The organism is Streptomyces sp. NPDC043876 (assembly GCF_056435825.1).
On the sequence record NZ_JBWKDV010000006.1, the window covers coordinates 409,621 to 424,495 of the forward strand.

The window sequence follows — 14,875 nt, forward strand, 5'->3', positions numbered from 1 at the left end:
CGCGGGACTGACACAAGGGCGTGACCCCCTGGGGGTTGCGCCCTTTGACCGTGGGGCCTATTTTACCGGCCGGTAACAGCGCCTTTTCCCCACGGAGTTGAGCGAATGTCCCGGACCTCCTCGTTACGCGTCCTCGCGGCCGTCAGCGCCCTGGCCGCCGCCCTGCTCACGGCGGGCCCGGCGCCCGCGGCCGCCACCGCCACCGCCGACCCGGCCCTGCGCGAGGTGCTCTTCGTCGGGAACAACTGGGAGGGCACCGCCGATGTCCTCGCCTCGACCGGCAGCCTCGGCAAGGTCGGCCGGATCAACGTGATCCCGGACAAGGAGGAGCGGCTGCGGGAGATCTACCTGAACCCCGTGAAGCTCGGTTTCTTCCTGGGGATCCGCGGCACCGCCGGTGAGGGCCACGACCAGTTCGTGGACGACATGTACACCACCCCGGACGGCAGCGCCGTGGTCGTCTCCCGCCCCAGCTTCGCCGATGTCGTCTCCGTCGACGTGCGCACCGGGCGGCTCAACTGGCGCTTCCCGGTGGCGGGTTACCGGGCCGACCACATGGCGGTCTCACCGGACGGCAGCCGGGTCGCCGTCTCCGCCTCCACCGCCAACACCGTGCACGTCCTCGACATCGCCACCGGCCGCCAGCTCGGCTCCTTCGCCACCGGCGACAAACCGCACGAGAACACCTTCACGCACGACGGCCGCTACCTGTGGAACAGCTCCATCGGGGACGTGACCTCCGCCCTCGACGCGTCCTGGCTGGACTGGACGAAGGGCGACCGGAAGATCACCGTCGTCGACACGCAGACCTTCCGCACGGTCCGCGTCATCGACATGCGCGAGCGCCTCGACGCCTTCGGCCGACCGGACCTCTCCGACGCGATCCGCCCCATGTCGTTCAGCCCCGACGAGTCGAAGCTCTACTTCCAGGTCTCCTTCTTCAACGGGTTCCTGGAGTACGACGTGGCCACCGACAAGATCACCCGGATCAAGACCCTCCCCACCAACCCGGCCACCAACACCGACCGCACGACCTGGGTCAACGACTCCCGCCACCACGGCATGTCGATGAGCCCCGACGGTGCCAAGCTCTGCATCGCGGGAACCATGGACGACTACGCCACGGTCGTGGACCGGGCGACCCTCGCCGAGGGCCCGCTGGTGGCCGCCGACAAGCCGTACTGGGCCACCGTCGACGGTGACGGCACCGGCTGCGTGATCTCCGAGAGCGGCGCCGACCGGGTCACGGCCATCGACTTCGCCACCGGGACCAAGCGGGTCTCCGTCCCCGTCGGTGACCACCCCCAGCGGGTCCGGCTCGGCCACGTCCCGGCGGGCTGGACGGGACCGGCCGCCCGCTGATCCGTCCGGCCGCCCGCCGATCCGTACGCCCCGGTGCGCGGGGCGGTCCGTACGCGGGGCGCGCCGGGGTCCGTACGCGGGGGGGCGCGCCGATCCGTACGGGCGCCCCGCGCGCCGGACCGTACGCGCCCGGCGCGCGGTGATCCCTGCGCCCGGCGCGCGCTCCGTCCCGGCCCGCCCCCGCCGTACGCCCATGCGCGCGACCCGCACGGGTTGCTCCGTACCGCCGCCCGGGTAACCGCCCTTGACCCGGGCGGCGCGGCTGCGCGAGCGTCGCCGGGCATGCGCCACCGACACCTCGCCCGCACGGGCCTGCTCGTCGCCGTCCTCGCCGCGCTCACCGCGCCGGCGTCCGCGACCGCCCGTACCGCCCCGCCGCCCCTCACCGCGCCCGCAGCGGTCCGGGCCGCCACCGGCCACGGCCGGACGCTCTTCGTGCCCCCCGCCCACCCCGGGGCCGCCGTCCAGGCGCGGGAACTGGCCGCCGCCGGCCGCCTCCGGGAGGCCGCCGGGATCACCGCCATGGCCGCCACCCCGCACGCCGTCTGGCTCGGCGACCAGAGCCCCGCCCGCGCGGAAGCCGAGGCGCGGGCCGTCACCGAGGCCGCCGCCGGACAGGGGGCGCTGCCCGTGCTGGTCCTCTACAACGTGCCCGGGCGGGACTGCGGGCAGTACTCCGCGGGCGGCGCCAGGGACGGCGCGGCCTATCGCGCCTGGGTCGACGCGGTCGCCCGCGGCATCGGCGACCGCCCGGCGAGCGTGATCCTGGAGCCCGACTCGCTGGCCCTGCTGCCGCGGGAATGCGCCCCCGCGACGGGCGGCGCCGACGGCGCGGCCGCCCGCCCCGCGGAGGAGACGGCCGGGCGCCGGACCGCCGCCCGCCTCGCGGAGATCGGGTACGCCGCCCGCGTCCTGGAGGCCGGACCCGCCACCGCCGTGTACCTCGACGCGGGACATGCGGCCTGGCACCCCGTGCACACCATCGTCCCCCGGCTGCGGCAGGCGGGAATCGCGGCCGCCACCGGCTTCGCCGTCAACGTCGCCCAGTACCAGTCGGACGAGGCCACCAGCTGGTTCGCCACCCTCGTCTCCGCCTGCCTCGCCCACGTCGAGACCGGCGGCCCCGCCACCGACTGCCCCGACCAGTGGCGTCCGCGCGCCGAGGCCCGCGCCTGGCTCGCCACGCACCCCGGCACCGCCGCCCGGGCCCGGATGAAGCACTACGTCAGCGACACCGGCCGCAACGGCAGGGGCGCCTGGACCGCACCCGCGGGCCGGTACCCCGACCCGCAGGACTGGTGCAACCCGCCCGGCCGGGGCCTCGGCGCCCGCCCCACCACCGCCACCGGCGACCCGCTGGAGGACGCCCGGTTCTGGATCAAGACCCCGGGCGCCTCGGACGGCGCCTGCCTGCGCGGCACCGCGGGCCCGCTGGACCCCGAGCGCGGGACCGCCGGACCCCCGGCCGGTGACTGGTTCCCGCAGCAGGCGCTCGAACTCGTCAGGCGGGCGAATCCAGCCATTTTGCGGTGACCGGTCCATCCGTGAGCGATTAGTCTCGCGATCATGGCGGACATGCGGGCGGAGCGGAGCGGAGCGGAGACAAGACGGTGGAGATTCGTGAGGTGCCCGAGTCCGATGTGGACCGGGCCCTGGAACTCGCGTACATGGTCTTCCACGACCGCCCCGCGAAGGACGTGCGCGCGCACCACCACACGATGCTGCTCGGCTGCGAGCGGCTCGCCGCCTACGACGGGGACGCGCTGGTCGGTTTCATGGCCGCGCACCGCTTCCGGCTCTCGGTGCCCGGGGCGGACCTGCCCTGCCCCGGGATCACCTTCGTCTCCGTCGCCCCCACCCACCGGCGGCGCGGCGTGCTCACCGCGCTGATGGAGGAGATGCTGCGCCGCACGGCCGACTCCGGGCGCGCCGTCGCCGCGCTCTGGGCCTCCGAATCCCTCATCTACGGCCGTTTCGGCTACGGTTCGGCGACCCAGGGCGCCACCATCGAGATCGACTCCACCCGCCCGCTCGCCCTGCGCGTCGGCCCCGACGGGCGCCCGCTGCGCCTGATCGACCCGGCGGACGCGCCGGACGTGCTCGGCCCCCACCACGAGGCCTCCCGCGCCCGGCGCGCCGGACGTCCCACCCGCGACGCCTACCGCTGGCGCGAGGAATGGCTGCGCGAGGAGGACGAGGAGGACGAGGAGCTGAGCCCGCCGCGGATCATCGCGCTGGGGGAGGCGGGGGAGCCGCTCGCCGGATACGTCCTCTACCGCACGAAGCCGGAGGGGGACGGCGGGCCGCTCAAGGCCCCCGGACTGGTCCGGGTCGACGAGCTGGAGGCGGACACCCCGGCCGTGGCCGCCGCCCTGTGGAGCTGCCTGGCCGCCCTGGACCTGACCGGGAGGGTGGTCGCCCACAACCGCCCGCTGGACGATCCCCTGCTGCACTTCGCCGCCGACCGCGACCAGGTACGGGTGACCGGCCAGTACCCGGCGCTGTGGCTGCGGCTGGTCGACGTACGCGCGGCGCTGACCGCGCGGTCGTGGGCGGCGCCCGTCGACCTCGTGCTGGAGGTGGCCGACGGGCGCCTGCCCGCCAACGCGGGCCGGTTCCGGCTGGCGGCGGGGCCGGAGGGGGCGGCGTACGAGACCACCGGGGCGGCCGCGGACCTGGCGCTCGACGTCCGCGACCTGGCGGCCTGCTACCTCGGCGGGACCCGGGTCGCGGAACTGGTGCGCGCGGGCCTCGTCGAGGAACGCACACCGGGTGCGGCGGCCGCCCTGGACGACGCCCTGCGGACGGGTGTCCTGCCGCACACCTCCGACGAGTTCTAGGGCGTCGGCGCGGCCCGCAGCGCGTCGATCGCCCTGACCGCGGACATCCCGAAGTCCGCGCCGAGCCGGGGGAAGACCGCGGCTCCCGCCGCCCCGGAGGCGCCGGTGAACCCGGGACCCGGGCCGTGCGGCAACGCGTGCAGGTCCTCCGCGCGGTAACGCTTCACCTTCTGGTGCCAGTTGAGGATGCCCGCGAGCCAGTCCTGGAGCTCGTGGACATAGGCGTCGAGTCCGGCCCGGGCCTGCGCGTCGAGCTTCCAGTCGTCGTAGAGGAGCGGCAGCTGGGTCCGCGCGATGTGCTCGAACTCCTCGGTGCGCTGCGCCTGGAGGGCGTGGCAGATGTGCAGCGCCCGGGGGTAGTCGATGTCGAAGAAGTTCCGGGTGACGAGCACGTAGTTGTGCACCTCGCCCTCGATCTCGATCTCCTTCTGGTAGGAGAAGATGTCGTTGATCAGGCACGCCGCGTCGGCCGCGGCGTTCTCCAGGGACCGGATGATCCCCGACTGGTAGATGTCCTCCGGGATGCCGCGGCCGGCCTGCCCGAGCCTGCACAGGTACATCGTGAGGTTGCTGCCGAAGGTGGCGCGGCGCATCTCGGCGTAGTCGACGGGGTCCGGGATCCGGTTCAGGATCTGGTTCTCCACCTCCCACAGCCAGCTCGACATCATGTCCACCAGCGTGGCCCGGAACTCGCCGCGCACCGTCTCGTCCATGTCGGCCGCGGTCCGCAGCCACAGGTCGGCGAGCCCGCGCTCCATGGCGGTCACCGGCACCAGCGCCTCGGCGGGATCCACCGGGATCATGCCGATCAGCCGCGCGGTGGCCGCCTTGGCGGCGGTCAGGTTCTTGGGGTGCGCGAAGGCCACGGGGTAGTAGTCGTCCCCGTACGTTCCCCAGCTCAGCCAGCACGCGTTCAGCGCGAGGGCTTCGGGCGTGGCGTCCGGGTCGATCCCGGCGGAGCAGAGCGCGAAGTCGTAGCCCCGGAACTTCTCTTCGGTCCAGATGGCGGAAGCGGGATCGCCCGGCTGCGGTTCGAGCATGCCCATCCGGTGGCACCAGGCGACCGACTCCTCCAGCGCGTGGGCGTGGTGGGGGCTGAGTTCGAGCGGGAAGGGCATGCGGATGTCCGGGATCACGGACGGGCCGGTGCGCTCGAAGGGGACGTGGGTGAAGCTGCGACGGCGCAGGTCGTGGGCGCGTGGGGCGAACACCGAGCGGACGTCCAGGGCGGTGGTGCCGAGCCCGGAGGGCAGGAAGGGCAGGGTGAGCGGGGTGGTGGACCGCGCTTCCTTGTTCATGTAGCGGCTGGAGACCATGTGCCACTCGTGGCCGCCGGACTGCCAGTCCTGCAGGCCCTTCGTGTAGGCGAGGACCGCCGCGATCTCCGCCGGATCCAGGGCGTGGTCGGCGAAGAGCTGGGGGAGTTCGGCGAGCGCGGTGTGCTCGAACTGCTGGAGCCGCGAGGTGAGCAGGTCGTTGGAGGCCTCGGCGGCCTCCTGGGTGGTGCAGTCCAGGAAGGTCTCCAGCACCAGGATGGCGTTGGACAGCTCGCCTTCGTCGGCCACCTCGCGCTGGTAGCTGAAGATGTCGTTCCGGATGTGCACGGCGTCGGAGAAGGCGTCGCGCAGCACGCCGAGCGGGCGCGAGTGCGCGATCCGGGCGGGCACCTCGGCCGACACGTACTCGATCAGACCCGCGGACCAGGGGGCGCCGCCCACCTTGCGGCGCATCTCGATGTACTCCAGCGGGTTCGCGATCCGCCCGATGTTGATGTTGGCGAGTTCCCACATCGACTCGTTGAGCAGGTTCCTGGTGCTCACGGAGAACCGTTCGCGCCAGGCCATCGACATGTGGGGGACGGTCCGGGCCCACAAATCGGCCAGGCCCGCCTCCACCGGGTTCGTGGCCTCGGGGAAGCCGTCGGCGAGGTCCATGGGCATGAAGGCGGCGAGCCGGTCGAGGTAGTCCTTGGCGCCGTCGCGGTCCTGGGAGCGCTTGTACATCTCCAGGAAGTGGTCGTCGAAGAAGAAGACCCACACGTACCAGTCGGTGACGAGCGAGAGGGCCTCGCTGTCGCAGTCCGGGTGGGTGTAGGAGCAGAGCAGCGCGTAGTCGTGCGAATCCAGGTCGTGCTCCTCCCAGACCCCGGACCCCTCCAGCATCCCGAACGTGCGCGCCCACTGCTTGGTGTGGGCGCGCGCGGATTCGAGGTGGGGGTTCAGGCGCGCCGGATACGGCACGTAGAAGTCCGGCAGTTGGAACGGCTGCGTCACGGGAGGCTCGGCCTTTCGTCAGGGCGTGCGGGGGTGCGGATCCGGCGGCGCCCCCGCACGAGGTCAGCAGGGCCCTACCCCTGATGCCGGTCGGATAAGGGGTAGTTCACTTCTTCAGGTGACACGTGCGGGGTTCGGTGGCGCGGGCGGGCGCGATGTGGTGGGGACCCGGGACGGTGGTGGGCGGGGCTCGGCGGGGAGGGGCGGGCATGATGGGTGGGGGCGTGCCCCGGTCGGCCGGTGGTCGGGATGCGGGGCCGTGTCCGGGGCCGCAGCCAGGGAAGAAGGGGGAGTGTTCGTGTCGTATCTGTACCGAGGGGCTGGCCGGGTCGTGGGGGCGGCCGGGCTGGTGCTGCTCGTCGCGGTGGGGGCGGCGGGGCCGGCGGGAGCGGTGGGTGTGGTGAATGTGGCGGGTGTGGCGGGTCCGCTGGAGTCCCCGCGGGCCGACGACGGGCCGCGGCTCGGCTTCTCCGGGGCCACCACCCTCCAGATCGAGACGGGTGAGCGGGTCTACGTCGGCCTCGAAGGGATGCCCGAGGGCTGGAAGGAGGCCGTCGTCTCCTCGCCCGCGCTGGCGGAGCCGGTTCCGTTCGTCCCCGCGCCCGGGGGGCCGCCGGGCACCGGCCAGGTCGCCGACCCGGCGCACACCTACCTCGTCCGCGCGGGCATCGCCCCCGGGACGTACCCCGTCACCGTGAGCAGTGGGGGACGTACGGTCGCCACCGACCGGATCACGGTCGTCGCGCCGGGCGCGGCGTACATCAGCCGGTTCGCCTTCGGCCCGAGGGAGGACTTCCTGGGCGGCAGCGACTCGACGCCCGTCCGGCCGGGCGCGGAGGCCCTCATCGTCCTCACCGACTACCGGCCCGCGGACGGCGAGAAGACCGTGGTGGTCACCTCGCCCGTCTTCGCCGGTCCGGTGACGCTCCGCCGGGACGGTCCGGACGACCCCGGCTGCAAGTGCGACGACGGCGGCACCGTCTACGCGGGGCACGCCCGGGTCCGCGCCGGCACGGCGGTGGGGACGTACCCCATGACCGCCGTCAGCCATCACGGCAAGGAGACCACCACCCGGCAGGTGACCATCGCCGGTGAGCGGGTGCCGGACACCCGCCCCTGGCTGATCGGCGGGATCGGGGCCGCCGTGCTCCTCGGGCTCTCGGCGGTGTTCCGGTCGGTGCTCGCCCGGCGCGGCCGCAAGGGGGCCGACCGGGCGTAGCGCCGTCCGGGAGGGGGTGCGGCGCACCCCGTCCGGGAGGGGGCGCGCCGCACCACCGCGGCACTACATGGGCGCCGCGTCCCCCGGGCCGTCACCCCGCGGGGGTCCCGGTGATGTCCTGGTCCGGTGCGCAGGCGCTCTGCTGCGGGAGGACGGGCGGGCCGCCGTCGGTGCCCGCGTGCTGCACGTCCTGCGCGCCGTGACCGTGCCGCTGACCGGCTTGCCCCTGCGGTCCCTGCTGCCCGTACTGTCCGGCCTGCATCCGGAACATCGCCGCGTAGCGGCCGCCGAGGGCCAACAGGTGCTCGTGACTTCCCTGTTCGACCAGCCGTCCCTCGTGCAGCACGTAGATCACGTCGGCGTACCGCACCCCGGACATCCGGTGCGTCACCAGGACCACCGCCCGCTGCGGACCGGCCAGGCCGCGGATGCTGTCGAAGGCCGCGATCTCCGCTTCCGGGTCGAGCGCAGAGGTGGGCTCGTCCACGATCAGGACGCGGGCGTCGCGGTAGTGCGTGCGGGCCAGCCCGAACTTCTGCCACTGGCCGCCGGAGAGTTCCGACGCGCCCCGGAACACCCGGGCGAGCAGGGTCTCGTAGCCGTGCGGCAGCGACTCCACCACCCGGTCGGCCCCGGCGTACCGGGCGGCCGCGACCACCTCGGCGGCCCGTTCGACCGAGCGGTCCGCCTCCGCCGGGTCCGGCCGGCCGATGGCGATGTTGGTACCTGCGGTCACCGGCCAGCGCTCGAAGTCCTGCGTGAGCAGCGCCACCCGGTCGAAGACCGCAGCCCGGTCGGCCTCCCGGACCTCCACCCCGTCCCAGGTCAGCGTCCCCGTGTCGGGCAGGTGCAGCGCCGCCAGGACCTTGACGAGGGTGCTCTTGCCGGAGCCGTTCTCGCCGACCAGCGCGACGACGCTGCCCGCCTCGATGCTCAGCGAGATGTCCGTGAGCGCGGGCTCCGACCGGTCCGGGTAGCTGAACCCGACCCCCGTGAGGCGGACCGTACCGAGGCGATCGGGCAGCGGCAGGCCGCCGGAGGGGATCGCGCGGCCCTCGGCGGCCTCGACGAAGCGGTCCAAGTCCCGTACGTACAGCGACTCTTCGTGCAGGGTGTTGGTGGTATCGACGAGCGCGCCGAGCGCGGCGGAGCCCGTCCGGACGGCGAGCACCGCGGTACCGGCCACCGCGAGGTCCATCCGACCGCTCGCGATGAGCGCGCCCATCGCGGCGTACGTCACCAGCGCCGCGGCCCCGGACAGCGCGGCGGCCAGCAGTTCCGTGGCGGCCTTGTCCTTCGCGAGGCGGGTGGCCTCGGTCTCGGCGTGCTCGGCCATGGTGCGGTAGTGGCCGAGGAGATAGCGGCCGACGCCGTGGACCCGTACCTCCGCGGCGGACGTACGGCTGATCAGGAGCTGGCCGATCAGCCGGGCCGCGCGGACGTGCTCCACCCAGGTGATCACGGACAGGTAGCGCCGCTGCGCCACCCGCATCGCGCCCCAGCCGCGCGGGGCGGCGATCAGCACCAGCAGCGGCAGGAGCGCGGGATGCAGCACGGTGAGCACGCCGGCGGCGGCGACGAGCGAAAGCAGACCGTTGAGCGTCGCCACGCAGGCGCCGATCATCCGACGGGCGGACGGAGGCCCCCACTGGGCGCTGTCGAGGAGCCTGCGGAACTCGCCGTCCTCGATAGCGTCGAGTTCCACGGTGATCGAGGCCTGCAAGTACCGCTCCGTGGCGGCCCGTTCGACCTTGGGCTCCAGCCGCCCGGCGGCAGCGGTGGACCGGGAGGCGAAGACGGCGCCCAGTACGGCGACCAGCGCGCCCAGGGCCAGGGCGGGCAGCGCGGAGTGCAGGCGGTCGGCGGGGCTGCCTCCGCCGAACAGGGTCCGCAGCACCTGGTTGACGACCAGCAGCCCGACGGCTGAGGTCAGCCCCTGGCCGGCCTCGGCGACGGCCACCGTCACCAGGGCGGCCCGGTCGGTGGCCCAGGCGAGCCGCAGCGTCCCGCCGACCATGCGGGGCATGGTCCGCAGCGTGCTCAGGAGCCGGCTCTCCAGCTGGGCGTAGTCGTGGCTGGCCCACCCGGCGTCGTAGCGCAGGGGGCCGCCGAAGAGCTGCCGCTCGCTGGCGGAGGCGGTCGGCCGCTCGGGCACGGAAGGCCGCCTGAGGAGCCTCATGCGCGCCCACCCCCCGCCGCGCCGCGTCCGCCCGGGCGGACGTCGGCGGAGCCGCTCCGCGGACCTTCGTGATCGAACACCACATGAACACGCTGAGCACGCACGGAACGCACGATTCCTCCCGAGGTGACGCCACTGCGAACTGACGCCGCTAGAACGGCCCTGTTCAGGACAGGGTCACGGCCGCCCGGGAGCTAATGCCCGCTCGAATGTGCGGAGTCGGGGCCATGCCCCAAGGCCCACCGCCTTCCCTCCCCGTGATCCGGCGTTCGAACCACCCGGACGGTGCGCCACCCCCCAACGAGGGATTGCGCCGGGGCGGAAGGCTCCGGAGGATCGGGGGGAACGGCGAAGACCGCCTCCCCGGGCGGGGAAGCGGCCTCCGTGGCGCCGGTGCGTCCTGCGGTTACAGGACCGGGATCGGCAGAGGTGCCGTGGCCAGGGACGGAATGGTCCAGCGCTGGGGGTTGGAGCCGTTGCAGTCCCAGAGCTGGAGCTGCGTGCCGTCAGTGGTGTTCATGTGGTCGAGGTCCAGGCAGCGGCCGGAGACCGGGTTGTAGACCGAGTTGTTGGCACGGGGGATGAACTGCTGCGCCGGGTTGTTGTGGCAGACCATCAGCTGAATGGGGGTGCCGTTGGCGGTACCCGCGTTGGTGGCGTCCAGGCACTTGCCCTGGATGCGCAGGGTGCCGTCGGCGCGGACCTCGAACTTCTGGGCCGCGCCGCCTCCCTGCTCGTTGCAGTTCCAGATCTGGATCTTGTTGCCGTCCGCGGTGCTGCCCGTGTTGTTGTCGACGCAGTGCGTACCGGCGTCCGTCAGCGTGATCTTGCTGAGCGCGCCCGGTGTCGTCGGGGCGGCCGCGTAGGGGTAGACGGCGAGGTTGCTGACGCCGCCCGTGAAGCCGCCGAAGAGGTCCGGCTGGCCGCTGATCTTGTACCGGCCGAGCACCAGCGGGCCCGACGGGGCGGGGCTGCTGGCGGCTTGGTGGTGACCGGTTGCGGCCAGCGTCCCGTTGACGTAGAGGCTCATGAGGCCGGTGTCGGCGTTGTAGACCGTGGTCAGCCGGGTCCAGGCGCCGAAGACGACCCGGGAGCCGCCGTTCTGCGCCGCGTCGGACCAGTCGAAGTTCCAGCCGGCGGTGTCGCCCTTGGCGAGGGCGAAGCGCCACTCCTTGGTGGCGGGATCGGCGTACACCATGAAGGAACTGCTCGTGGTGCCGTCCTGGCTGAGGACGATGGCACCGGTGCTGGTCACCTTGGCCATGGCGCTGAGGGTGAAGCTCTTGCGGGTGTCGACGACCGGAGCGCTGGTGGTGATCGTCGAACCGGTGCCGTTGAAGGCGGCGTACGGGGTGCTGACCCCGTTCACCGAGGCGGTCGGGAAGGTGATACCGGCCGTGGTGGCCGGGAAGGCGCCGACCGCGCTCGGGGTGGTGGTGCCGCTCTGGCCGGTCAGCTTCCACTGGGCGGAGGGCGTGTTCAGGTTGCCGAGCAGGACGATCGTGGGGTCGATGCCGGTCGCGGTCGGGTGCGCGACGCTGGTGCCGTTGGGCGCCGTGCCCGTACCGGTGAACGAGACGAGCTGCTGGGTGGAGTCGACGGCCCACAGGTCCGGAATGCCGTCACCGGTCAGGTCGCCGTCCGAGCCGACGCGCGGGTAGCGGACCGGGTCGACCGTACCGGCGAGCACACCGGCTGCCGGGTTGGTGAAACCGGTGAGGACCGGTGCGTCCGCGGTGCCGGTGACGCTGAAGGCGTGCAGGGAACCGTCCGTCTTCGAACGGGCCCACAGCGTCGGGAAGTCGGTGCCCTGCGCGCGGCCCGGGGTGATCAGCTCGTAGTCGCCCCAGCGGGTGTCGTTCGCGGAGAGCAGGACGGACTGGGAGTCGAGCTGGTTGGTGGTGCCCGCCAGGCTGAGCCAGAGACGGCCGTTCTCGACGAACAGCAGCGACGTGCGGCCCAGTGCGCCGCCCTTCGCGGTTTCGCCGAAGACCGAGCCGAAGGCGGCGATCTGGCTGACGCCGGTCCAGGTGGCGCCGTAGCCGTTGGCCGCGCAGTCGAGCGAGGCGAAGTCGGCCGTGACGCAGCCGGTCGGCTTGGTCACCTTGACGGGTGCCTGGCCGTCGAGCAGGCCGGTGTTGTCGTTCGTGTAGACGTACAGGTTGGGCTGGCCGGGCTGGTGGGCGAAGAGGTCGTCGACGTTCTTGTAGCCCGCGCTGCCGCGGTGGCTGATCTGGATGCCGTTCCAGCCGGTCCCGCTGGGGGAGGGGCGGGTGCGGGCGTTGGGCGCGCCCGCCGGGTCGGCGCCGCCGTTGAACTGGCGGAGGTTGCCCGCGCTGTCCGGCAGCAGGACGTCGGCCTTCGCGTCGCCGTTCACGTCGCCGAAGACCGGGGCGGGGCTGTTGGGGTTGGAGGGGGTGTAGTAGCTGTAGGCGACGGGCTGGGACAGGTTGCCCGCCACGTCCTGGGTCTGCAGGTAGAGGAAGTTGGTTCCCCAGCGGCTGGGGGTGTACTTCACCGTTGCGCTGCCCGCGGTCAACGGCACGACACCCGCGTTGGTGTCGGTGCACTTCCAGGAGGTCGACGCGGCCGCGACGGGGTCGGCGGTCCAGCGTGCGCAAGCGAGACCGGAGGTGCGGCCGCCCGCCACGGGCGCCGGGTCGGCGCCGGTGAGGGTGAAGGTGCCCTCCTCGCCGACGCGCTTGGGGTGGGCGCCGATCGTGCCGGAGGCCGGGAAGTCGGTGGAGCTGACGGCGGCGGTGGGCGGCGTGCGGTCGACCCGGAAGAAGCACATGTCGGAGATGGTGCTGGTGAGCGTCTCGTCTGTGGTGCTGGACTGCCAGCCGTACTGGTGCCCGTCCGTCAGCTTACCGATGTCGACCGAGACGTCACCGAAGGAGCCGGTCCAGCCGGACTTGGCCCATTCCGTCTTGCCCGCGTTGTCGTCGTCCCAGTACTGGAAGGTGGTCTGGAGCTGGCGGCCGGTCGCGGAGTAGACCGAGGACGTCAGCGTGATGTTGCTGTTGCTACCGACCCAGCCCGGGTTGTCCCAGGCGTTGACGGTGTTGGGGGTGCGGCAGTCGGCGTAGGCGCCCGTGCCGGCGAAGCCCGGGGTGGGGCGGGTGCGCGGCCACCAGATGGTGGGGCGCACGTCGTACTCGACGACCACGTGCGGGCTGTTGCCGAAGCGCTGCCGCTGGTACATGTCGTTCTCGTTGTCCGGGGCGAAGCCGAAGGTGAAGTCGCTCCAGCGCTCCGCCGCCGCGGTCTTCATCTGGGTGGTGACGTCGTACTGGATGTCACCGGTGCCCGAGATGTTGATGCCGCCGATCTTGGCGCAGCCGCCCATCCGGGAGTTCTTGTCGCAGGGCTGGTGGTTCCAGCTCGTGGGATTGCCGATCGCGCCAGTCCAGTAGAGGCCCATGGGGGTCGGCGAATTGGGGCTGGAGGACGAGACGACGGTCGCGTTCAGCCGGGCGTCGATGACCTCGGCTCCGTGGATGGCGGTGTTGATCCCGATCCGGAAGTAGGCGCGCTCGCGCCCCTTCCTGGTGCAGGTGGAGAAGCCGCAGTAGCCGGCGGCGGGCTTGTCCTGGCCGTCCGCGGTGCCGTTGTACTCGTTGGTGTCCGGGTAGGCCTCCTGGACCTGTGACCAGGCCTGGGCGGCGTTGTCCGCGGTGGGGTTGATACCGGGGTCGATGTACCAGGGGCCGGTGCCCCGGCCGAGGACGGAGGTGTCGGGGGACAGTTCGATGCCCTGGGTGTCCACCCGGGTCCCGATCGGCGTCACGGCGGCGCCGGCGCCGGGGGCGTCCGCGCTGGAGACGGCGGGACGTTCGGGGACGGGGACGGGCCCCTCGGGGACGGGAGTGGCCGCGGCCCTGGCGGCCTGTGAGAAGGCGGGGGCGGCGGTGGCCGAGTCCCACATCAGGGAGGTGGGGCTGGAGAAGCGGAGCCTGCCCTTGCCGTCCTTGATCCCGAGGTTGCCCGCGGTGTCGGTGCTCAGGTTCAGGCCGGGGGCGTCGACGTCCAGGCGGATCTTCCGCAGCGCGGGGTTCGCGGCCGCCTGCGCGGTCCGGACGACCAGGACCTGGCTCCAGCCACCGAGCTGATTGGCGGTCAGGCGCAGGTCGACGTCCGGCAGGACGTTCGCGTAGAGCGCGTCGTCACCGCTGAGCGTGGGCTCGGGCAGCGGGAACGGGGCCTTGACGGCAAGCTTCTTGCCGTCGGCGGTGGTCATGGTGGCCATCGGGCCGCTTCCGCCGCCGGACAACCGCAGCGGGGACAGCGAGGAAACGGGGGACAGCGAACCGTCGGCATTGGCGCGCAGCGTCGCGTCGAGGGGACGCCAGGCACCGTCCGCGCCCTCGACCCGCTCGGGAGCGGGGGAGGTGTCGGTGGTGAAGGTGCCGCTCGGGTTCGCGAACGTCTGCGACGTACTGGTCGTCAGCGCCTCGACGAGCACGCGCTTGCCGCTGCTCCTCGCCCGCGTACGGGCCGAGTCGAGGGCCTTCTGCTCCGCGGTGGGTGCGGCGGCGTCGGGCTTCGGAGCGGTGGTCTGCGCCGCGAAGGCGGGAGGGCCGACGAGCAGGCCCGCGCCGAGGGAGAGCGCGGCGGCGCCGCCGACGACGGGAAGTATCAGCGCACTGGAGGTCTTCCGCCGATCGCGGAGGCCCCCCGGCCTGAAAAGGATGGAACGAAGTGATGGCCTCATCGGCGGAGGTCCTCGCTGTGATCGGTGATGGAGATGTGAAGTCAGCGCACGGTTCCTTCTCAGATGGAAATTTGTCAACACATCGTCATGTCTGTTTGTCCGGCTACGGGGGGAGTGGGAGGGCCTTGTACCACGCGTGACATTGCTCATGTAAGGGAATTTTAAGAAAACCTTCGGCGTGTCGAACGTCCGTTCCTTAGTGTGCGTTCGATCTGGACCCGTCTCGGTCCAGTTTTTTTCATGCTTCCTGAATCCTGTGGGGGGATATCAGTTGTCTCTTTGGAGTGG

The 14,875-nt window shown here is 72.5% G+C and carries 7 protein-coding genes; 4 read left to right on the forward strand and 3 right to left on the reverse strand.

Annotation, left to right across the window (positions count from 1 at the left end; all coding sequences use genetic code 11):
- Positions 1-105 precede the first annotated feature (105 nt).
- The 3 genes from AC0693_RS21340 (at position 106) to AC0693_RS21350 (ending at position 4,202) form a co-directional block, all read left to right on the forward strand.
- On the forward strand, positions 106-1,362 hold the full coding sequence (locus AC0693_RS21340; protein ID WP_356405588.1) for a YncE family protein: 1,257 nt from the start codon (positions 106-108) through the stop codon (positions 1,360-1,362).
- A gap of 282 nt (positions 1,363-1,644) precedes the next feature.
- Positions 1,645-2,895, forward strand: a complete 1,251-nt coding sequence (locus AC0693_RS21345; RefSeq protein WP_469334061.1) for a glycoside hydrolase family 6 protein — start codon at positions 1,645-1,647, stop codon at positions 2,893-2,895.
- A gap of 77 nt (positions 2,896-2,972) precedes the next feature.
- On the forward strand, positions 2,973-4,202 hold the full coding sequence (locus AC0693_RS21350) for a GNAT family N-acetyltransferase (protein WP_478802556.1): 1,230 nt from the start codon (positions 2,973-2,975) through the stop codon (positions 4,200-4,202).
- Here the strand turns inward: AC0693_RS21350 and AC0693_RS21355 are convergent.
- A complete protein-coding gene (locus AC0693_RS21355; RefSeq protein ID WP_478802557.1) occupies positions 4,199-6,475 on the reverse strand; it encodes a terpene synthase family protein in 2,277 nt (758 codons plus the stop codon). The two genes, AC0693_RS21350 and AC0693_RS21355, sit on opposite strands and share 4 nt — an antisense overlap.
- A gap of 298 nt (positions 6,476-6,773) precedes the next feature.
- Here AC0693_RS21355 and AC0693_RS21360 point away from each other — a divergent pair, with 298 nt between their 5' ends.
- Positions 6,774-7,694, forward strand: a complete 921-nt coding sequence (locus AC0693_RS21360) for a hypothetical protein (RefSeq protein WP_478802558.1) — start codon at positions 6,774-6,776, stop codon at positions 7,692-7,694.
- A 91-nt stretch (positions 7,695-7,785) separates the two neighbouring features.
- Here the strand turns inward: AC0693_RS21360 and AC0693_RS21365 are convergent, their stop codons facing one another.
- Both AC0693_RS21365 and AC0693_RS21370 read right to left on the reverse strand, forming a co-directional pair.
- Positions 7,786-9,873 (reverse strand): ABC transporter ATP-binding protein, encoded by a 2,088-nt coding sequence (locus tag AC0693_RS21365; protein WP_478802559.1) that lies wholly within the window; start codon positions 9,871-9,873, stop codon positions 7,786-7,788.
- A gap of 406 nt (positions 9,874-10,279) precedes the next feature.
- Complete coding sequence (locus AC0693_RS21370; RefSeq protein WP_478802560.1) at positions 10,280-14,587, reverse strand: ricin-type beta-trefoil lectin domain protein; 4,308 nt, start codon at positions 14,585-14,587, stop codon at positions 10,280-10,282.
- Positions 14,588-14,875 lie beyond the last annotated feature (288 nt).